The 20,017-nt window shown below is 40.2% G+C and carries 21 protein-coding genes; 13 read left to right on the forward strand and 8 right to left on the reverse strand.

The window, feature by feature from the left end:
- Positions 1 to 354: 354 nt before the first annotated feature.
- The 5 genes from ACN6NB_RS14575 to ACN6NB_RS14595 all read left to right on the forward strand — a co-directional run bounded on the left by ACN6NB_RS14575 (position 355) and on the right by ACN6NB_RS14595 (position 6,645).
- The gene (locus ACN6NB_RS14575) at positions 355 to 1,437 is read left to right on the forward strand and encodes a BMP family lipoprotein (protein WP_039181096.1); all 1,083 of its coding nucleotides are present in this window, start codon (positions 355 to 357) and stop codon (positions 1,435 to 1,437) included.
- A 159-nt stretch (positions 1,438 to 1,596) separates the two neighbouring features.
- Positions 1,597 to 3,132 (forward strand): ABC transporter ATP-binding protein, encoded by a 1,536-nt coding sequence (locus ACN6NB_RS14580; protein WP_039181099.1) that lies wholly within the window; start codon positions 1,597 to 1,599, stop codon positions 3,130 to 3,132.
- Positions 3,125 to 4,171 (forward strand): ABC transporter permease, encoded by a 1,047-nt coding sequence (locus ACN6NB_RS14585; RefSeq protein WP_039181102.1) that lies wholly within the window; start codon positions 3,125 to 3,127, stop codon positions 4,169 to 4,171. The genes ACN6NB_RS14580 and ACN6NB_RS14585 overlap by 8 nt, the downstream gene beginning before the upstream one ends.
- Positions 4,172 to 5,131: an ABC transporter permease gene (locus ACN6NB_RS14590; protein ID WP_024423311.1), complete on the forward strand. Its 960-nt coding sequence runs from the start codon at positions 4,172 to 4,174 to the stop codon at positions 5,129 to 5,131.
- A 176-nt stretch (positions 5,132 to 5,307) separates the two neighbouring features.
- Positions 5,308 to 6,645, forward strand: coding sequence for a 2-hydroxycarboxylate transporter family protein (locus ACN6NB_RS14595; protein WP_039181105.1), 1,338 nt, complete (start codon positions 5,308 to 5,310; stop codon positions 6,643 to 6,645).
- 75 nt (positions 6,646 to 6,720) lie between these two features.
- Here ACN6NB_RS14595 and ACN6NB_RS14600 read toward each other — a convergent pair whose 3' ends face one another.
- Positions 6,721 to 6,930, reverse strand: coding sequence for a hypothetical protein (locus ACN6NB_RS14600; protein ID WP_024423313.1), 210 nt, complete (start codon positions 6,928 to 6,930; stop codon positions 6,721 to 6,723).
- A gap of 219 nt (positions 6,931 to 7,149) precedes the next feature.
- Between ACN6NB_RS14600 and ACN6NB_RS14605 the strand changes: the two genes are divergently transcribed.
- From ACN6NB_RS14605 to mnhG, 7 genes are read left to right on the forward strand one after another with little or no spacing between them, the layout of a single operon-like run.
- Positions 7,150 to 9,555, forward strand: a complete 2,406-nt coding sequence (locus tag ACN6NB_RS14605) for a Na+/H+ antiporter subunit A (RefSeq protein WP_039181108.1) — start codon at positions 7,150 to 7,152, stop codon at positions 9,553 to 9,555.
- Positions 9,552 to 9,983 (forward strand): Na(+)/H(+) antiporter subunit B, encoded by a 432-nt coding sequence (locus ACN6NB_RS14610; protein WP_039181111.1) that lies wholly within the window; start codon positions 9,552 to 9,554, stop codon positions 9,981 to 9,983. The genes ACN6NB_RS14605 and ACN6NB_RS14610 overlap by 4 nt, the downstream gene beginning before the upstream one ends.
- Positions 9,983 to 10,324, forward strand: a complete 342-nt coding sequence (locus ACN6NB_RS14615) for a Na(+)/H(+) antiporter subunit C (RefSeq protein ID WP_024423316.1) — start codon at positions 9,983 to 9,985, stop codon at positions 10,322 to 10,324. Before ACN6NB_RS14610 ends, ACN6NB_RS14615 begins: the two co-directional genes overlap by 1 nt.
- A complete protein-coding gene (locus ACN6NB_RS14620; protein ID WP_058838079.1) occupies positions 10,317 to 11,795 on the forward strand; it encodes a Na+/H+ antiporter subunit D in 1,479 nt (492 codons plus the stop codon). Before ACN6NB_RS14615 ends, ACN6NB_RS14620 begins: the two co-directional genes overlap by 8 nt.
- Positions 11,796 to 11,801: 6 nt before the next feature.
- Complete coding sequence (locus ACN6NB_RS14625; RefSeq protein ID WP_024425941.1) at positions 11,802 to 12,281, forward strand: Na+/H+ antiporter subunit E; 480 nt, start codon at positions 11,802 to 11,804, stop codon at positions 12,279 to 12,281.
- A complete protein-coding gene (locus ACN6NB_RS14630) occupies positions 12,281 to 12,562 on the forward strand; it encodes a Na(+)/H(+) antiporter subunit F1 (protein WP_039181117.1) in 282 nt (93 codons plus the stop codon). The genes ACN6NB_RS14625 and ACN6NB_RS14630 overlap by 1 nt, the downstream gene beginning before the upstream one ends.
- Positions 12,546 to 12,920 (forward strand): monovalent cation/H(+) antiporter subunit G, encoded by a 375-nt coding sequence (gene mnhG, locus ACN6NB_RS14635; RefSeq protein WP_024423320.1) that lies wholly within the window; start codon positions 12,546 to 12,548, stop codon positions 12,918 to 12,920. Before ACN6NB_RS14630 ends, mnhG begins: the two co-directional genes overlap by 17 nt.
- Positions 12,921 to 13,014: 94 nt before the next feature.
- On the opposite strand, the gene ACN6NB_RS14640 is transcribed toward mnhG, so the two are convergent.
- From ACN6NB_RS14640 to degQ, 6 genes are all read right to left on the reverse strand, one after another.
- On the reverse strand, positions 13,015 to 13,404 hold the full coding sequence (locus tag ACN6NB_RS14640; protein WP_047203310.1) for a hotdog fold thioesterase: 390 nt from the start codon (positions 13,402 to 13,404) through the stop codon (positions 13,015 to 13,017).
- 23 nt (positions 13,405 to 13,427) lie between these two features.
- Positions 13,428 to 14,069 carry a two-component system response regulator ComA gene (gene comA / locus ACN6NB_RS14645; protein ID WP_024423322.1) on the reverse strand — a complete coding sequence of 214 codons (642 nt, stop codon included), beginning with the start codon at positions 14,067 to 14,069 and terminating at the stop codon, positions 13,428 to 13,430.
- Between the two features lie 80 nt (positions 14,070 to 14,149).
- Complete coding sequence (locus ACN6NB_RS14650) at positions 14,150 to 16,462, reverse strand: ATP-binding protein (protein WP_047203311.1); 2,313 nt, start codon at positions 16,460 to 16,462, stop codon at positions 14,150 to 14,152.
- A gap of 57 nt (positions 16,463 to 16,519) precedes the next feature.
- On the reverse strand, positions 16,520 to 16,687 hold the full coding sequence (locus tag ACN6NB_RS14655) for a competence pheromone ComX (RefSeq protein WP_080696376.1): 168 nt from the start codon (positions 16,685 to 16,687) through the stop codon (positions 16,520 to 16,522).
- Complete coding sequence (locus ACN6NB_RS14660; protein WP_126682268.1) at positions 16,684 to 17,598, reverse strand: polyprenyl synthetase family protein; 915 nt, start codon at positions 17,596 to 17,598, stop codon at positions 16,684 to 16,686. The genes ACN6NB_RS14655 and ACN6NB_RS14660 overlap by 4 nt, the downstream gene beginning before the upstream one ends.
- A 152-nt stretch (positions 17,599 to 17,750) precedes the next feature.
- Positions 17,751 to 17,891 carry a degradation enzyme regulation protein DegQ gene (gene degQ / locus ACN6NB_RS14665; RefSeq protein WP_003213123.1) on the reverse strand — a complete coding sequence of 47 codons (141 nt, stop codon included), beginning with the start codon at positions 17,889 to 17,891 and terminating at the stop codon, positions 17,751 to 17,753.
- Between the two features lie 505 nt (positions 17,892 to 18,396).
- Here degQ and ACN6NB_RS14670 point away from each other — a divergent pair.
- On the forward strand, positions 18,397 to 18,753 hold the full coding sequence (locus ACN6NB_RS14670) for a YuzC family spore coat inner layer protein (RefSeq protein WP_052773115.1): 357 nt from the start codon (positions 18,397 to 18,399) through the stop codon (positions 18,751 to 18,753).
- A gap of 35 nt (positions 18,754 to 18,788) precedes the next feature.
- Here the strand turns inward: ACN6NB_RS14670 and ACN6NB_RS14675 are convergent, their stop codons facing one another.
- The gene (locus ACN6NB_RS14675) at positions 18,789 to 20,015 is read right to left on the reverse strand and encodes an EAL and HDOD domain-containing protein (RefSeq protein ID WP_047203313.1); all 1,227 of its coding nucleotides are present in this window, start codon (positions 20,013 to 20,015) and stop codon (positions 18,789 to 18,791) included.
- Between the last annotated feature and the right edge of the window lie 2 nt (positions 20,016 to 20,017).

Here is a 20,017-nt window from a genome sequence, read left to right on the forward strand (position 1 = left end):
TTTATGGCATACGATGTAACAAACCCCTTGATATCAGTGGTTCTACTGTAATAGAGCACATCACAAAAGCGGCATTATATCATATTTCAGCAGATAAAAAGACATCAAATAAAGCCATTTAACATTTTTTTAAAAATAAAACAAATTTCTATTTATTTATTCGATGGGAAATGATAAATTATGATTGATTAGTTCAACGAGATATAAGTCTGATGTCTTACATCTTCTCTCCTGTCCTCCATAAGTTTCATGAGAAAGCAGGATAAAATACCCTCTTTAGGGTGAGAAGAAGATAGATCGGTCTTTTTTCGCGAGACTTTTCTGAAACTTTTAAATTTTATAGGGGGTTATGTTTTGAAGAAGCGCAAAATTGGACTAGCATTGTCCTTAGTCGTAGCAGCAGGAACCATCCTTGGAGCATGCGGCAACTCTGGCTCAAACAGCGGTGAAAGCAAAAAAGATAAAGATCAATTCACTGTTGCAATGGTAACTGATGTCGGTGGTGTCGATGACAAATCGTTTAACCAATCAGCTTGGGAAGGTTTACAAGCATTTGGGAAAGACAACAATCTAAAAAAAGGTAAAAACGGCTTTGATTACTTACAATCTAAATCAGATGCTGACTATACAACAAACTTAAACACACTTGCTCGTGAGAAATTCGATCTCATTTACGGAATTGGTTTCTTAATGGAAGATGCTATTTCTGAAATTGCGGATCAACGTAAGAAAAACCACTTTGCTATCGTTGATGCAGTCGTGAAGAAAGACAACGTGGCCAGCATCGTATTTAACGAAAACGAAGGATCATTCCTTGTGGGTGTTGCGGCTGCTCTTACAACAAAATCAAACAAAATTGGTTTTGTCGGCGGCGTTGATTCTGAATTAGTCAGAAAATTCGAAGTCGGTTTCCGCGCAGGTGTTGAAGCAGCGAACCCAAAAGCAAAAGTTGAAGTGAAATATGCTGGTGCATTCGATAAGGCTGACATCGGTAAAGCAACAGCTGAAAGCATGTACAAATCTGGCGTCGACATCATCTATCATGCTGCTGGCGGCACTGGAACGGGTGTCTTCACAGAAGCGAAAAACCTGAAAAAAGCAGATCCTAACCGTAAAGTTTGGGTCATCGGTGTAGATAAAGACCAGTATGACGAAGGAAAAGTACCTGGAACAAAACAAAGTGTCACTCTTACTTCTATGGTTAAGAAAGTAGACACAGCGGTACAAGACTTAACAACGAAAGCAAAAGATGGTAAGTTCCCTGGCGGCGAAGTGATCACATACGGTCTGAAAGAAGGCGCTCTTGACATCTCTCCATCTAAGGAAAACCTTGATAAAGATGTATTAAAGAAAGTGGAAGAATGGAAACAAAAAATCATCAAGGGCGAAATCAAAATCCCTGCAACACGTGATGAATTAAAAGATTTTAAAGCTTAATTTGAGCATCGGGATAAGCGCGCCTTATCCCCTTGCCTCTCCTTTACCTCCTCTTTATTCGTAAAAGGTGGTAAAAGAAAAGCTGCAGCCTCGTTTTGCAGCTTTTCTTTTGCTAGTTTTTATCTTCATCAGCACCCTAAAAAAGGAGCGGTTAAACCTGTGGATTATGTCATTGAAATGTTGAATATACGCAAAGAATTCCCTGGCATTGTAGCAAACGACAACATTACGCTGCAGCTAAAAAAGGGCGAAATTCATGCGCTGCTTGGTGAAAACGGCGCTGGAAAATCAACGCTCATGAACGTGCTTTTCGGACTGTACCAGCCTGAAAAAGGTGAAATCAAGGTACACGGAAAACCCGTGACCATCTCTAGTCCAAATGATGCTAGTGATTTAGGCATCGGAATGGTGCATCAGCACTTTATGCTTGTCGATACCTTTACTGTCGCTGAAAACATCATTTTAGGTAAAGAGCCAAAGAAGTTTGGAAAGATTGACAAAGAGCAAGCCATACAGCAAGTACAAGAGCTTTCTGACCGCTATGGTTTGAAAATAGATCCTGCCGCAAAAGTATCTGACATCTCTGTCGGTATGCAGCAACGTGCAGAAATTTTAAAAACACTTTACCGCGGCGCTGACATTTTGATCTTCGACGAACCAACGGCCGTTTTAACACCTCAAGAAATCAAAGAACTCATACAAATCATGAAAAACTTAATCAATGAAGGCAAATCCATTATTTTAATCACCCATAAGCTGAAAGAAATTATGGATGCCTGTCATCGCGTGACCATTATCCGAAAAGGTCAAGGCATTCGTACACTTGATGTGGAAAGCACAAATAAAGACGAACTTGCAAGCCTCATGGTTGGTCGTGAAGTGTCATTTAAAACAGACAAAAAAGCTGCTTCTCCTGCTGAGGAAGTTCTTCAAATTCAAGACCTCACAGTAAAAGACGCCAGAGGAATTGAAGCGGTCAAACAGTTAAACCTCTCAGTGAAGGCTGGCGAAATTGTTGGAATTGCTGGGGTAGACGGCAATGGCCAGTCTGAATTAATTGAAGCCATTACCGGTCTAAAAAAATCAGAATCTGGCACGATCATGCTAAACGGGAAAGCCATTCAAAATCTCCCGCCTCGTAAAGTGACCGAATCTGGGATTGGACATATTCCTCAGGACCGTCATAAACATGGACTTGTACTCGATTTTTCAATTGGAGAAAACATTTCCTTACAAACGTATTATCAGCGTCCTTATTCAAAATTCGGCTTATTGAATATGAAGAATATTTATCAAAAGGCAAAACGAATCATTGCGGAGTATGACGTCAGAACACCGAGTGAATATACAGAAGCGCGCGCCCTTTCAGGCGGTAACCAGCAAAAAGCCATTATCGGCCGTGAAGTGGACCGTAATCCTGATTTATTAATTGCCGCTCAGCCGACACGAGGACTTGATGTTGGTGCGATTGAATTTGTTCATAAACGTCTCATTGAGCAGAGAGACTCTGGCAAAGCTGTTTTGCTCATCTCCTTTGAGCTTGATGAAATTATCAATGTCAGTGATAAGATCGCTGTCATTTTCGAAGGCAGCATTGTGGCCATTGTTGATCCAAAAGAAACAACAGAGCAAGAGCTTGGCCTATTAATGGCTGGAAGTACGCAACAGGAAGTGGGGAAAGAAGCAAATGTCTAATCGCTTAACAAATCTGCTGATTCCGCTTATAGCCATTGTACTTGGTCTTTTGGTTGGGGCCATTATTATGCTGGCAAGCGGTTATAGTGTCATCGAAGGCTATGGCGCCCTTTGGAATGGCGTTTTCGGTGAAACCTATTATATGGGAGAAACCATCAGGCAAGTGACCCCTTATATTTTATCAGGTCTTGCTGTTGCCTTTGCATTTCGGACAGGCCTGTTTAATATCGGTGTCGAAGGTCAAATGCTTGTTGGCTGGGTAGCTGCTGTATGGATTGGAACAACTGTCCATGCACCTATGTATATTCATCTGCCGCTTGCACTCATCACCGCAGCTGCTGCAGGTGCTCTATGGGGCTTTATTCCCGGATTTTTAAAAGCTCGTTTTTATGTGCATGAGGTCATCGTCACCATCATGATGAACTACATTGCCCTTCATGTCACAAACTATTTAATCTCAAATGTCTTAACAGATAATAAAGATAAAACAGATAAAATCGATGCCACTGCCTCTCTTCGCTCTGGATTTTTTGAGCAGATCACTGATTTCTCCCGGATGCATAACGGTATTTTTGTTGCCATTATTGCGGCGGTCGTGATGTGGGTCATTATTCAAAAAACTTCTAAAGGGTTTGAGTTACGTGCTGTTGGAATGAATCAGCAGGCATCACAGTATGCTGGCATGAACGTTCGCCGCAATATCATTTATGCGATGCTCATTTCAGGTGCTTTTGCAGGTCTTGCAGGCGCTATGGAAGGCCTTGGTACATTTGAATATGCCTCTATTAAAGGCTCGTTTACAGGCGTAGGTTTTGATGGAATTGCCGTCGCTTTATTAGGTGGAAATACGGCTGTTGGTGTTGTTCTTGCTGCATTATTGCTTGGTGGATTGAAGGTCGGTGCATTAAATATGCCGCTTGAATCAGGCGTACCGACTGAGGTTGTTGATATTGTCATTGCGATCATCATTCTTTTCGTCGCCTCAAGCTATATTATTCGTCTTGTGATTCAACAAATGAAGAAAAAGGGGGGAAAATAAGTGGGATTTCTGCAAATACTTGAAATCATCGTCCCAGCTACACTTGTTTATGCTGCACCACTTATTTTAACCGCTCTTGGAGGCGTCTTTTCAGAAAGATCAGGTGTTGTCAATATCGGTCTTGAAGGTTTGATGGTCGTCGGAGCATTTTCCAGTATTATCTTTAACTTATTTTTTGCTGATACGTTTGGAGCCTTGACCCCGTGGCTTGGGCTTCTCGTTGGAATGGCCGTTGGCGGATTGTTCTCACTGATTCATGCAGTTGCGACCATTACCTTCCGAGCTGATCAAACGGTCAGTGGTGTGGCCATTAACATGCTGGCACTTGGCGCTACATTGTTTGTCGTAAAACTGATTTACGGAAAAGCACAAACTGATAAAATTACAGAACCTTTCTATAAAGGAGATATTCCCCTTTTAAGTGACATTCCGATCATTGGTGATATTTTCTTTAAAGATGTTTATTATACGTCCATACTTGCTTTAGCCCTTGCGGTAGTTGCATGGTTTGTTTTATTTAAAATGCCATTTGGTCTTCGTCTTCGTGCAGTTGGAGAGCATCCAATGGCAGCTGATACAATGGGAATCAAAGTGTACCGGATGCGTTATATCGCTGTCTTCATTAGTGGACTGTTTGGCGGTCTGGGCGGGGCTGTTTATGCCTCAACGATCGCGCTTGATTTCTCCCATGCCACCATTACTGGACAAGGCTTTATCGCACTAGCTGCGCTTGTATTCGGTAAATGGCATCCATTTGGCGCAATGGGAGCTGCTTTATTCTTTGGATTTGCTCAAAGTTTAAGCATCATTGGTTCTCTCCTGCCGCTGTTCCAAGATATACCGAATGTTTATATGCTCATAGCACCATATGTGCTCACCATTTTAGCACTTACTGGCTTCATCGGACGTGCCGATGCACCGAAAGCACTTGGTACACCTTATTTAAAAGGAAAACGATAAATACGATGTATGATCAATCCCCTGAAGGACAAACTATCTTCAGGGGATTTTTGTATGATAAAAAACTCAAAAACTCCTGTTTATTTTACTTTTATTACACTTATTTTAGTTTAATAAATAGATGAGTGTCACAGAATCTTCTACAATTGAGACAAATAGCATTTGGGGGTGTTTATGTGGCTAATGCACAACAATTGAAATCGATTACAGACGATTCTGACAATAATAAAAGCGTTTTCCGTAAGATCATGTCTTGGAAAATTGGTGTTATTGATCTACCTGTGTATTTAGTACTTGCAGCGATTATTTTAACTGCCGCTTATTTTAATAAAATTCCAGCAAATATGCTTGGTGGTTTCGCTGTTATTATGATTTTGGGGATTTTCCTTGGAGATGTAGGACAACGTATTCCAATCTTAAAAGATATTGGTGGACCGGCGATTCTTTCTTTATTCGTACCATCGTTCCTGGTCTTTTTTAATGTTCTGAATCCGAACTCATTGGAAGCGGTTACGTCTCTTATGAAAACGTCGAACTTCCTTTACTTCTATATTTCTGCTCTTGTAGTAGGTAGTATTCTTGGGATGCAGCGGACTGTTTTAGTACAAGGCCTTATTCGTATGTTTGTCCCTCTAGTTGCAGGTACAATTGCAGCTGTGAGTGCTGGTATCCTTGTTGGCCTTTTAGTTGGTTACACACCGCATCATTCATTCTTCTTTATTATTGTACCGATTATTGCCGGTGGTGTTGGAGAAGGAATTTTGCCATTATCTATCGCTTATTCACAAATTCTTGATGTATCAGCAGAGTCATTAATTTCTCAATTAATTCCTGCGGCTGTCATTGGGAACGTCATTGCCATTATCTGCGCTGGCGCAATGAAGAAGCTTGGTGAGAAACGTCCTGAACTGAACGGGAATGGCCGTCTTGTGAAATCTAAAGAAGCAAACGAAATTTTCGAGCAGCCAGATATGGATGCAAAAGTTGATTTCGGTTTAATGGGTGCTGGTGTACTCGTTGCTTGTACAACCTTCATCTTTGGTGGTTTGTTAGAAAGCTTCGTTCATATTCCAGGTCCAATCCTAATGATTGTTCTTGCTGCTTTAATCAAATACTTAAACGTGATGCCTCAGCATCTTCAAAATGGCTCACAGCAGTTCTACAAGTTTGTATCAAGAAGTTTTACATGGCCGCTAATGGTTGGTCTTGGTATTCTATACATTCCACTTGATGATGTAGCAACTGTCATCTCAATTCCATTCGTATGCGTATGTATCGCTGTTGTACTCGCAATGGTTGGTTCTGGTTACTTCGTTGGAAAACTAATGAACATGTATCCAGTAGAATCTGCTATTGTCACTGGCTGTCACAGCGGACTTGGCGGTACTGGTGATGTTGCCATTCTTTCAGCTTCTGGAAGAATGGGTCTTATGCCTTTCGCACAAGTATCTACACGACTTGGCGGAGCAGCAACTGTTATCTGTGCAACGATCTTACTCAGAATGTTTAGTTAAACTACCACACATAAAAAGCATGAGCTCTCACATGGGCTCATGCTTTTTTATATTTCTTTTCTCCTATAGGATCTCTTATTCATCAGCTAATACAATTCGTAAATATTCCCTGGGCTGAAAAGGATACAGCTTCGTTTCTTGATAGCTCATGTGAAGAAGATGCTCAGAAAATAGCGGCCATTCACTTCCGGCCTGCCACCTTTTTTGATCATTTCGGTCAATCAAGAATGCTCCTCCTAAAATCGTGCAGAATAGGCTTAAGCTGATGGCGATCTTTCGTTTCATTTGATCAGCTCCTTTAAGAAAAGCATGTACGAAAAACAAAACAATATACAATGAGTGTCATTTTTGATAAAATTATTTTTGTGGTCAAAAGAACCTAAAACAAATACAGTTTGCTTGAAATCGTTTCAAACCAATGCACTATGGCTGTATTTACGCTATAATTTTAATTACCAGTTCTTTAGAACGTGAATTTATATTGATCAAAGGAGGTTCATTTTCTTGCAGCTTATTCACTTCGCCATCCTATCACCTTTTTTACTCGCTTTTGTAGTACCTTTCCTTTACAAATATGTGAAGCGTATACATACAGGATGGTTTGTTCTCATCTTGCCGATTCTTTTATTTACCTATTTCATCCAAATGTTACATATCACTTCGAATGGACGAACGCTTTTCTCACAGGCTGAATGGATTCCATCTTTAGGGATGAATTTCACTGTGTATGTCGATGGTCTCAGCCTGTTATTTGCTTTATTAATTACAGGTATAGGCGCACTTGTGGTACTGTACAGTATTTTCTACTTATCAAAGGAAAAAGAACAGCTTGGCTCTTTCTACACGTATTTGCTCATGTTTATGACCGCGATGCTGGGTGTCGTTCTTTCTGACAACATGGTGGTTCTATACTTGTTTTGGGAGTTAACGAGTATCTCTTCCTTCCTCTTAATTGGGTATTGGTATAAGCGGGAGCGCTCTAGGTATGGAGCAACGAAATCACTGCTTATTACTGTTTTTGGCGGATTAGCTATGCTTGGTGGCTTCATCCTCATTTACCTGATTACTGATTCATTCAGTATTCGTGAAGCAGTCAATCAGCTTCAGCTCATTATGGCATCACCTTACTTTATCCCTGCCATGATCCTAATCTTACTAGGTGCCTTTACGAAATCAGCGCAGTTCCCATTCTATATCTGGCTGCCTGATGCAATGGAAGCACCGACCCCTGTGAGCAGTTATCTGCATTCTGCTACGATGGTGAAAGCCGGTATTTATCTTGTTGCCCGCTTCAGTCCAATCTTTGCTATATCAGAGGTATGGTTCTGGACCATTTCCATCGTTGGACTTGTCACATTATTCTGGGGATCATTCCACGCCGTCCGGCAAAACGATTTGAAAGCCATTCTGGCCTATTCGACAGTGAGTCAGCTCGGCATGATTATGCTCATGCTTGGCGTCGGCGCAGCTGCGATTCATGAAAACAATCCTGCCTTTTTTGGTGCAGCCGTTCTTGCAGCTATTTTTCACCTCATTAACCATGCTACGTTTAAAGGAAGTCTCTTTATGGCAGCTGGTATTATCGATCATGAAACAGGGACTCGTGACATTCGAAAATTAGGCGGATTAATGACGATCATGCCGATTACCTTCACAATTACGTTAATCGGTACATTTTCAATGGCCGGATTACCGCCATTTAACGGTTTCTTAAGTAAAGAGCTATTTTTCACAAGTATGATACGAATTTCTGACATCAGTTTTACGGACGTTTCAACATGGGGTGCTATCATCCCAGCACTTGCTTGGCTCGCTAGTGTCTTTACGTTCATTTATAGTATGATGCTCCTCTTTAAAACTTTTAGAGGCCGTCTGAATATAGACCAATTGGAGAAAAAACCGCATGAAGCACCGATCGGCATGCTCATTCCGCCAATCATTCTCGCTGCACTTGTGGTCACCTTCTTCTTTTTCCCTAATATTCTTGCCTATTCTGTCATCGAACCCGCAATTGCGGCGATCATTCCTGAAGCGATTGAAACAGGAAGCCGTTTTTCTGTGAAGATTGAAGCATGGCATGGCTTCCAGCCAGAGCTCTATATGACAATAGGTGTTGTTGTACTCGGCACAATCGGCTACTTGACGCTTTCAAAATGGCGTCCAATGTACAACATCTTTAAGGAAAAATGGTCATTTAACGCTTTATACGACCGCTCTCTTATCGGTTTGGAAAAAGGGTCATACCGCCTGACCAACAGTTATATGACTGGTTTTCTTCGTGACTATCTTGTCTATGTGTTTGGGTTCATGATTATCGTCATTGGCGGCGTCATGTTTTATCAGCAGGCCTTTTCATTTCAAACAGATCAGGCTGCCTCAATTGGCACGTATGAGGTGATTCTTTCACTTGTGATGGTGGCGGCGACGATTGCAACAGTCTTCGCAAGCTCACGATTAACAGCTATTATTGCTCTAGGTGTCATGGGCTACACGCTGTCATTATTCTTCGTGATTTTCAGAGCACCTGACCTTGCGCTGACGCAGCTGATTATTGAAACGATTTCTGTCGCACTGTTTTTGCTTTGCTTCTATCATTTGCCGAAGCTGAGCTTAAAGCAAAAAACGAGAAGATTCAAAATGACCAATTTCATCATTTCATTAGGTGTTGGGGTTGTTGTCACTTGTCTAGCTTTCGCTTCCACAAGTCAGCAGTCACTTGACACTATCTCAACTTACTTTATTGAAAACAGCTACAAACTTGCTGGCGGTGACAATATTGTCAATGTCATTCTTGTCGATTTCAGGGGCTTTGATACCCTTTTTGAAATCACTGTGCTCGCCATTGCGGCACTTGGTATTTATGGGTTATTAAAAACACAAGCAAAACGGAAGAGAGGTGTGCGGCGATGAGAAAGATTGATACGAATGATATGCTTTTGCAAGTCACAACAAAAATCACAGCATTCATCATCTTGCTCTTCTCCCTTCACCTATTTCTTGCGGGGCATAACAATCCTGGCGGCGGATTCATCGGCGGCCTGATGAGTTCTGCGGCTGTCGTTCTTCTGCTTTTAGCCTATGATCTGAAAACAGTAAGACGCATTTTACCCTTTGACTTTATTTATGTAGCTGGAGCCGGTTTGCTCGTTGCGATCCTGACAGGTATGGGATCCTTTCTATTCGGTGCACCTTTTCTATCACATGCATTTGATTATTTCCAATTACCGTTTTTAGGAAAAACAGAACTGGCAACAGCCGTCCTGTTTGATATCGGTGTGTACTTGGTCGTTGTTGGTGTCACCATGACCATTATTCAAATGATTGGAGAGAAGGAATAATGGAATTTCTAATGTCTATTATCGTCGGAATTATTTTTATGGCGGCGACCTATTTGATGCTGTCAAAAAGCCTTCTGCGGGTCATCGTCGGTACTGCTGTTTTGAGTCACGGCGTCCACTTGCTTCTTTTAACAATGGGCGGCTTAAAAAAGGGAGCACCTCCCGTTCTAAAAGAGGGGCTCACATCCTATGTAGATCCATTGCCGCAGGCATTAATTTTAACAGCCATTGTCATTGCTTTTGGTGTGACATCCTTATTACTTGTCATGGCCTTCCGAGCCTTCCAAGAGCTGCGAACAGATGACATGGATCAAATGAGAGGAAATGATCAGCATGAATAATCTCGTGATCCTGCCTATATTAATTCCATTACTAGCTGCTACACTATTGATTTTTATAAATAAAAACATCATGCTGTCAAGAGTTTTTAGTGTCTTGGCATCTCTTTCAGCCATTATATGTAATGCATATTTGGTTCAAACGATTTTCACAAATGGGATACAAACCCTTTATTTAGGCGGCTGGAAAGCCCCATTTGGAATTGCCCTTGTCGCCGATCAATTTGCTGCACTCCTTGTGCTGACTGCTTCCGTTGTCGGGCTTGTGACAGTCCTCTTCTCCTTTCAAACGATTGGGAAAGAAAGAGAGCGGCTCTTCTATTATTCTGGTGTGCAGTTTTTGTTAGCTGGCGTGAGCGGAGCCTTTTTAACGGGAGATATATTCAACCTGTTTGTCTTCTTTGAATTACTGCTGATGGCATCTTATATGCTCATTGTATTAGGCGGATCAAAGCCTCAGCTTCGTGAATCACTCAAATATATTGTGTTTAATATCATCTCGTCGGCATTATTTATTGTCGGAGTTGCCTGTTTATATGCAGTGACGGGTACGCTCAATATGGCTGATTTAAGTGTGAAAATAGCTGAATCAGGGCAAACAGGGTTAATCACTGTTATTTCCATCCTGTTCCTCATTGTATTCGGCTTAAAAGCTGGGATCTTCCCGCTTTATTTCTGGCTGCCAGGATCGTATCATGCACCGCCAGCAGCGATTTCAGCTCTTTTTGGGGCTTTGCTCACAAAGGTTGGCTTATATGCGATTGCCAGAGTCTTTACATTAATTTTTATACACGATACAGGCTTCACCCATACACTCATGGCGTGGCTTGCCGCACTGACGGTGATATTCGGTGTGATAGGTTCGATCGCCTATTCTGATGTGCAGAAGATTGTGATTTATAATATTGTCACAGCTGTTGGTGTCATTTTGTTTGGATTTGCAGCCAACACACCTGCATCACTCCAAGGAGCTATTTATTATCTCATTCACGACATGGTGATCAAAGGGGCTTTATTTATGCTGGCAGGTGCCCTCTTTGTGTACGCTGGTACAAACCAACTGAAAAAAATGGGCGGACTGATTCAATCTCAGCCTCTATTAGGATGGATGTTTTTCATTTCGGCTTTATCGCTGGCAGGAATTCCGCCGCTGAGTGGCTTTGTTGGAAAACTAAAAATTGTGGAAGGTGGATTTTCTGCTGGATACATGACGTTTTCTATCTTGGTCTTACTGTCCAGCCTCCTTGTCCTCTACTCTATTATGAAGATTTTCATGTCCGCATTTTGGGGCGAGGAACAGGATAAACGCAGAAGAAAGCCGTCAATTAAAGGAATGGTGTATCCTGGCGTACTGCTTGTCGTCTTATCGCTTGCTATTGGGTTAGGGACAGAGTTCATTGCCCCTTATATCAATCAAGCAGCGGAAATGCTCTCTACACCAGAAAAATATATTCAAGCTGTGCTGAAGGAGTAGATGAACATGGCCTTTCAAATATTACTAAACGCTCTCCTCGCCTTTACATGGATGTTTATGAATGATACATACAGAGCCGCAGACTTTGTATCAGGTTTTGCATTAGGGATGATCGCCATTTTTATGCTGCGGCGATTTTTCCCGCAGCGTTTTTACGGCTATGCCCTTTATGCGATTTTCAAGCTTATCATCATTTTTATTCGCGAGCTGCTTCTTGCCAATTTAAGTGTATTAAAGACCGTATTATCTCCAAAGCTCACGATTAAACCCGGAATTTTCGCCTTTCGTACGGATTTGAAAACAGATTGGGAAATCACCATACTGGCCAATATGATTACATTGACACCAGGTACACTAGTGATTGATATTTCCGACGATCGTTCCATTTTATACATTCATGCGATGGATATTGAAGATGCTGAAAAAGCCATTCACGATATCCGGGTTTCATTTGAGAAAGCGATTCAGGAGGTGAGCGGTAAGTAATGGAACTCATTTTGCAAATTTCACTTGGCATTCTTGCGCTGTCTACCTTGCTTTTTGTGATACGAGTGATCAAAGGTCCCTCTATTCCTGATCGTGTGAGTGCGCTTGATGCGATAGGAATCAATTTAATTGGGATGACAGCCATCGTTTCAATTTTACTGAAAACCACTGCATTCTTTGAGATTATTTTACTGCTCGGTATCCTTGCCTTTATCGGTACTGTCGCTTTTTCCAAATTTCTTGAGAAAGGGGAAGTGATTGAAAATGATCGTCATCGCTAAAGCCATCGTCATTTTCTTTATCCTGCTAGGCGCTATCCTCTGTTTGATTTCAGCTATTGGTGTCCTTCGACTGCCGGATGTTTACACACGTATGCATGCTGCATCAAAAGCATCGACACTTGGCGTTGTTCTGATTTTAGTAGGTGTGTTTTTTCATGAATGGTTTCTTGCAGGCGTTATTTCTGCAAAAATCCTTCTCGGCATCGTATTCATCTTCCTGACAGCACCAGTCGGCGCACACTTAATCGGAAGAGCCGCCTACAATACTGGTGTTAAGCTCGACAAACGCAGTGTACAAGATGATTATGGCGGTTTCCGTAACTTTGTAATTAAACGAAAAGAAGATTCTTATTTATAAAAAGCGAAAAAAGAATGGCCTGATATGTTGGGCCATTCTTTTTTTATCGCTCAACGTGCATATAAAAAAAGCTTCCGCTGCACCGGGAGCTTTTTTATATGCGATCAATGACAGCAAGTGTGCATCTGGACGTACAGATGTGCCGGTCTCGATCATCTTTTATATCGATTTGAAATACCATTGTACGCCGTCCTATATGCACAGGAACAGCTGTCGCTGTCACAACTCCATCGCGTACAGATTTTAAATGATTGGCATTAATTTCAATACCTGAGCAAACTTGCTGCGTTAAGTCTAAATGAGCCGCAGCCCCCATGCTCGCCACTGTTTCTGCTAGAGCAGCAGATGCTCCTCCATGCAGCAGTCCAAATGGCTGTTTTGTTCTGTGATCGACTGGCATTGTTGCAACGCATCGTGATTCATTGCACTCTACAATCTCAATGCCTAGTGCCTCAAGCAGTGTATTTGATCCGCTCACATTCATTAAGGCCCTCTCCCTTCACACGTTTACAGCACACTTTCAGACTTGGCAATTAACACCGCTTCTGTACGAGATCCAACATTCAGCTTATTAAAGATGGATGTCAAACTGTACTCAATTGACCGTTTGCTCAAATGAAGCACATCGGCAATCTCCTGGTTCGTGTATCCTTTTTCCACTTCTCTAAGGATCAAACACTCCCGTTCCGTTAAGAGATCGTGGTCAGTCTGCTGCGCTTGTTCTGGCTTTTCTTGCTGCTGTGAAATCAATTTCTTTAAATAGGACAGCTGAATGACAACTTCTCCTTGCAATGTCCGGTGTATGTATTCAATAATTTTGTCTTTCGTCTCTGTTTTACTAATTGCACCGTGTAATCCAGCCCGAATAGCCTCTTCAAAATAATCATCTACTTCATACCCTGTATAAATGATAATTTTCACTTGATGGTTGGTTTCTAAAATTTGTTTCGCTATGTCCATTCCATTGATATCCCCGAGATTTAAATCCATTAAAATCACATCATAGATGGAAAAGTCATGCGTCTTTAAAAAGGCGGCTTCTGCATCAGGACTTAAACAATCGACTGATAGCTGCTGGTCTGATTCTAATATGCTTTTTGTCCCTTCCATGACAGCCGGATGATCATCAATGACCAATATCTTCTTCATGTCTTCCTCCCTTTAAATCACTCACTTCCATTTTATATAAAAGACTTGGCTGATGCCAAGTCTTAATCCTTAATAAATGGTTACAATTCCATTTCAATTTTCACCTTAAGCCCTTTCCCCGGGGCTGTGTGAATTTGAAGCTTTCCATTTAATGCTTTGACTCGTTCTCTAATTCCCGAAAGCCCCATGCTCATTGTGTGCTGATCAAGATGACTTGCATCAAAACCGACTCCATCATCCTCATAGTGAAGAACAACCTGATCTTTAATACAAATCAGCATCACTAACACTTGAGTGGCTTTAGAGTGCTTCAGGGCGTTGGATAACAACTCCTGAACAATTCGGTAAATATTCAGCTGTGAATCAATATCAATGTCCAATTCTTTATCAAAGCGTGTCGTATTCAGCCTAATATGAAACGGTGCTTCCTCCTGAATTTGAGAAGTCAGCTTCGATATCGCCTTTACTAAACCTAAATCATACAGCAGCTGAGGCCGAAGCTCATGACACGTTTCTCTCGTCGTTTGAATCACTTTGGACATTTGATCATTCCATGAGATAAGCGAATTTTCAATAGATGTCGGGCATTGGTTATTTTGGAAATTCGTTAAAAACATTTCCGACTGCCTTTTTAGTGATATCAAGTCCTGCAGCACGGAATCATGAAGATCTCTCGCTAAATCTGAACGCTGCTTTTCTTCCATAGCAAACATGATTTTCTTCAGCCAGGCAGGATTGGCCTCGCGCTGTTTCAAATCGTCAAGATGCTCCATCAACTCTTCGATCTTGACGACATTTTCTAAACTGACACTTGTATAAAAGGCCAATGTTTTCAGCCAAGAAATCTCATCACGCGACAATTTCGGTGTCCGTAAATTAGATAAACAGCAAATCACAAAAGAGTGACCGCCCCGCTCACCAATTTTCATCATGAATCCTTTATCAAGCGCAATGATTTTTCCAACTTCACCTAAAATATCTTGAAATTGATCCACATACTCTTTCCATAGCTGGCTTTCTTCTATTGATTCATCAATTTCAACAATTTGTCCATCTGCCTTCACTTCAAGCACAAAGGCTTTGTTCACAACAAGTACTTCTAAGATGGTGTATTTTAAATGATACAATACTTGATGGAGTGATGACGCCTCACGAATGAGCTGTGTAAATTTAAATACACTATCCTGATAATTATGCTTCTCTGAAAAACGCTTCAATCGAAAACGGAAATCTAGAATTTCTTTGAAATAAAAAACAGCCAGCATGAGAGTATAAGTGATTAATGCGAGCTTCAGTGTGTACTTCAAATCTTCTGGTTTTTGCAGAATGTAAAACGTGACTACAACGAAAATGGTTGGTGTAATGGCTAGAAAGCCATAGTATCTCAGTCTACTAATTAGAAAATCCATATTGTAAAGTTTGTTCGTCATAAATTGGTACACGAGTGAAAAAGGAATTAACAAAACGATAGACGTCAGGATAAAAGGATCAATCAAATACTTATCAAAAAATACATAGGGAATAACGAAAAATAAAATAAATGGACTGAACGACAAAACATTTATAATAGCAAAAAACTTTAAAACTGAACCATGTGCTGTTTTTTTATATCTCTTCATGCCTCTGACTATTAAATAAAGTGCTACTAAAACTGTTCCGAAAAAAAACAGCAAACTGATGCTTGGAACATATTTTCTCAATTCAGATGACACCGAAACTCCACTATGTACTGCAAGATTAAAAATAGGTATTAAGTATAAGCACCTGATTAGTTTTGGGTTCGTTAAGTGCACATCAAATTCTTTGAAGTATTGATAGATAAAATGAATATATAAGATGGATACACTCGATAAACACAATAAGAGAACATAATGGCTAAATCTATCACCAATTCCTGAAGTACCTGCACTCAGATATCCAACACAAATTGACAATAAGAATAAAATTAATAAAAATGCAGATTTTCGTTGCGGCTCTTTGTTGATTTTAATAATAAAAAAGATACAGAATAAGCATATTGAATATAGAAGAAGAGGGATTAAATAGATAAATAAGCTTTCTCGACCAATCAATGTTTTATTTTTAAGTGATATAATTTGGTTTCCTCTTTGAATATCAATTCTTTGTACATTTCTAAGCTTACCATTAATCATATGATCTTGAATTAAATTAGATTGTCCGTTTATTTTTAAAATAATATCTCCTTCTTTTAACCCTGACGAATAAGCTAAAGAAAGATATTCAACGTCAACAACTTCCGTTTGACCATTTTCATTCTTTTCTACACGTGCACCATTAAAAATATCAAATACATAGATATATGAAATATAGATCACAAATAAAAAAGACAAAAACACAAGAAATGTGGACAATTTTGTATAGGTAAGCTTCATGTTTAAAACATCCTTAAGAAAAGATCATTAAATAATCATACAGGTTGGATCTTAAAATTAATACTCCCAGATGTATTTCGCACTCATGTATCCTTTTTCTACACCTTTTATAATGGCTGCGGTTGTTTGTGCATCTGCATGAATTAAACTTGCATTTCCAGATTTCAATTCATCGATCACAACTGGGTTCTTCATTAGATGTGCAATGATATTTTGAATGTTCAATCATTGCCCTCCTTTGTCATAAATGCATATAATTGTTCCTTCTTCGTTTTAGGTAAATCAAGTTGTTCAATTCCTCGCTTCATTTTTAACAGCATAATCTCTCTCATCGATACCATGTACTGAGTCAAACCAGCTTCAAGTAATTTCTGCTTCAGTTGAAACGGCTTTTGCTCTGACTCATCCAGCCGGTTAGAAAAGAAGGAAAGAAGCTCTTGACTGGCATCGTTAAAACGTCTTTGTAAATAACTGAATGCCAGCGTTTGTTTTTTTTGAAAATCTCCGTTTGATTTTGAAAATAACGCAAAAAAATCGTTACTGATCTGTTCAGCAACACCATAATATATCGAATAAGATTCCACAGTGGCGTTTATTTTTCCTGTCGCTAAATAAACACCCAGTACGCTAGAAAGAGCTGTTAAAGAACCTGATTTTCTCCTTAAAACCTCTACACACTCTTCTTCTGTTCCATGCAAATGACGCAAATCCTCGTGCTGCCCTTCCATTGACATTTTGATGAAATGGAACAATTTCTCTATTAGTTGAGAATTATTTTCACATATTGATGTGATGAATTGGATACTCACCGTATACAAATACGTAGATGCATTGATGGCCACTCCTTGGTCGACGTTCATCCAAGGATACGAATCATTGTCCTGATCTTCAATATCATCTAATATATCGGCAGATAAAATGAGAAGTTCAATCCCTGCTGCCAGTTTTGAAATCGCTTGCTTGTCTTGTCCGCCAAATGCCTCATAATGCTGGTAAGCCAATTGACCAAGAGGAAATTCTTTTTTTCTATCTGTAAATTTCAGAAGCAGCTTTTGTAAATCATTCTGCCTGACTGCATGTTGAATAAAATCAGACATATTCTGCTTGATTTTTGTATTCTCTAGATAGTTTAGCATACTCGATCTTGTACCTCACCCTTTCGTCTTTTATTTTACTAAAAAGACATGAGCAAATGTCCACTGACATCGCTATTTAACAATTATATAATAATATATCCTTTTTTTGTATGTATTTGGATAAAAAAAAAGACTTGATGATTATCAAGTCTTTAAGAAATTTTCACATATTCATATTTGTCGTATTGATCAATGCTTTTGTTAATGTTATGAAGAGAAGCCGTTGTTTCTCTGATTTCGTTTTCAAGTTTCCATAATAATTGTTTAAGCTCTTCGATTTCATACTTTTCCATCGATTCCACTCTCCTTTTTTGGAAGATCAATGTATTTGTGTATGGTGATTGGGTCATAAGTATTTGATCTGTTACTAACAGTGTAAATGTAATTGAGTATTTTTTCACCGAAAAGTATGCACAAAACGTGTGCGCGATACCGCAAAATTCAATAGGTCTTTTTTCATCATTTTCTGACTTTTCAAATCATACTTTTATCTCAATTTCAAAGGAATTGCGTCATTTTTGCGACAGGAATAGGCATCATTCGTCACACTTCCCTCCCAACAGAACGTACGATCCCCTCTATATCTTCGGTTTTGCGTGTCATAGGTCAGACGACAGACGCTATTGTGGACACCGCAATTTTTTGGCGACATTCACCGAAATTGACCGCAAAAGTACCTATTTTTATGCTGGAATTACAAAGATAGAAAGATCATTTTGATTCTTTATTCTGATTTTCTACATACATTTAGAACAGATATCCGTCCAATTTCACGCCAATGAGAGAAGAGGTGACCATGTGTTTTACTATGTACCTTATCCTGCTTTGCAGGTTCCCGCAATGAGCAACGCATACCCGCCGCGCACGCCAATGACTTTTCCTCCAGTTGATGCCCACTCATTTCAACGAGCCGCAAAGGAATCAGCCCGTCTCGTTGCTGATGCTTCACTCATCACGCAGCAAATTTCCAGCTCTCTTCCGTTTGCGCAGCGCATCATGGAGGCTGCTGAGCGATCTGATTCGACAAGTGTCATCCGAATGCTGAAGCAAATCGGGGTAAAAAGCGGTATTGATATCCGCTTTAGTCCAGAAGGCATTCGAATCTACTTGTCTCTTGCCTCCAGCAGACTTTTCCTTCTTTTACAGTGGGCATGACAAAGAAAAAGCCGCTCTCACATGAGCGGCTTTTCTTAAGATTCAAACATTTTATGGCACCATTCAATGGCTTCTATATAACAGCCATAGGCTTCCTGTTTCGGGAGATTTCCATCAAACATTTCATCATCCCATTCGTTTCGTTCAATACGTTTGGCCACACCTAGCACAAAAGAATAATCATTTTCATAGCCAAGCAGTGCCTCGCCAACTTCATCAGAAAGCGGCAGCTCCTTCACAAGTTCTGTGATATCTGCCCTGACAAGTGTATCAATGAGAGAAAACATGCCTGTCAGCATATAAGAGGCAGGGTGCTCTCGTTCAGTCCGATAAGCAATCAGTTCACACGTTTTGGCACGAATGAATGACATTTTGATAATTTCTTTTTGGCTTGAGTTAGCTTGGACATTCAGTTCTTTAAATGAAAGGATAAAGATCCAGCGCCGAATTTCATTAAATCCAAGCAGGATAATCGCCTGCCGGATACTCTTAATTTGATATAGACGTCTCATGCCGCCTGAATTCAGCATTTTTAATAATTGATATGATAGCGAAAGGTCACTTTCAATAAAATGGGTCACGGTCTGGATATTCGGCTGGTCCTTGCTTAACTCATTTAAAAGCTGATGGTACGCATGGAAGCTGGTCGATAATGCTCGTCCTGATATCACATGCGGCTCACTAAAGAAATACCCTTGAAACAGGTGAAAACCCGCTTCTAGCGCTTCTTCATATTCTCTTCTCGTTTCTACTTTTTCTGCTAGAAATCGAAGGCGATACTTTTTATACGTATTCAGAATAGCTCTTCGTTCTTGCGTTGTTGTTTTCAGAAAGTCAATTTTTAAAATATCAATGCAATAGAGGAGTTCCTCAAGCAGCTTGTCACTATAATGTGTTCCGTTTAGGAAGAAATCATCGAGTGCAATCGTATATCCCCATTTTTTTAACTGCTTACATCTCATAATAAGTGCCGGGGTAATCGGTACATTTTCTAATATCTCGATCACAAGCTGATGCGGATCAAAATAGGTGAGCAGATCAGATGAAAGCAAGCTTTCGGTGAAATTAATGTAGCATCGTTTTCCTTCTGTCAGTGTTTCGATGCCGATATTTAGAAAACTGTTGATAATGAGGTCCGTTGTCGCTTGATCACCGTCTTCAGCGCTATATGTATTGGTTTCACTATCTCTATAAAGCAGCTCATATGATACGACTTGTTCTTTTCTGTTAAAAATAGGCTGTCTCGCAACAAACACCCTCAACT

It is taken from the genome of Bacillus sp. 11B20, from assembly GCF_056098985.1.

What these genes read in the sequence shown, in the direction of transcription:
- ACN6NB_RS14585 (WP_039181102.1), top strand. Translation starts at nt 3,125, where the DNA reads ATGTCTAATCGCTTAACAAATCTGCTGATTCCGCTTATAGCCATTGTA.
- ACN6NB_RS14600 (WP_024423313.1), bottom strand. Translation starts at nt 6,930, where the DNA reads ATGAAACGAAAGATCGCCATCAGCTTAAGCCTATTCTGCACGATTTTA.
- ACN6NB_RS14610 (WP_039181111.1), top strand. Translation starts at nt 9,552, where the DNA reads ATGAGAAAGATTGATACGAATGATATGCTTTTGCAAGTCACAACAAAA.
- ACN6NB_RS14615 (WP_024423316.1), top strand. Translation starts at nt 9,983, where the DNA reads ATGGAATTTCTAATGTCTATTATCGTCGGAATTATTTTTATGGCGGCG.
- ACN6NB_RS14620 (WP_058838079.1), top strand. Translation starts at nt 10,317, where the DNA reads ATGAATAATCTCGTGATCCTGCCTATATTAATTCCATTACTAGCTGCT.
- ACN6NB_RS14625 (WP_024425941.1), top strand. Translation starts at nt 11,802, where the DNA reads ATGGCCTTTCAAATATTACTAAACGCTCTCCTCGCCTTTACATGGATG.
- ACN6NB_RS14630 (WP_039181117.1), top strand. Translation starts at nt 12,281, where the DNA reads ATGGAACTCATTTTGCAAATTTCACTTGGCATTCTTGCGCTGTCTACC.
- mnhG (WP_024423320.1), top strand. Translation starts at nt 12,546, where the DNA reads ATGATCGTCATCGCTAAAGCCATCGTCATTTTCTTTATCCTGCTAGGC.
- ACN6NB_RS14640 (WP_047203310.1), bottom strand. Translation starts at nt 13,404, where the DNA reads ATGAATGTGAGCGGATCAAATACACTGCTTGAGGCACTAGGCATTGAG.
- comA (WP_024423322.1), bottom strand. Translation starts at nt 14,069, where the DNA reads ATGAAGAAGATATTGGTCATTGATGATCATCCGGCTGTCATGGAAGGG.
- ACN6NB_RS14650 (WP_047203311.1), bottom strand. Translation starts at nt 16,462, where the DNA reads ATGAAGCTTACCTATACAAAATTGTCCACATTTCTTGTGTTTTTGTCT.
- ACN6NB_RS14660 (WP_126682268.1), bottom strand. Translation starts at nt 17,598, where the DNA reads ATGCTAAACTATCTAGAGAATACAAAAATCAAGCAGAATATGTCTGAT.
- degQ (WP_003213123.1), bottom strand. Translation starts at nt 17,891, where the DNA reads ATGGAAAAGTATGAAATCGAAGAGCTTAAACAATTATTATGGAAACTT.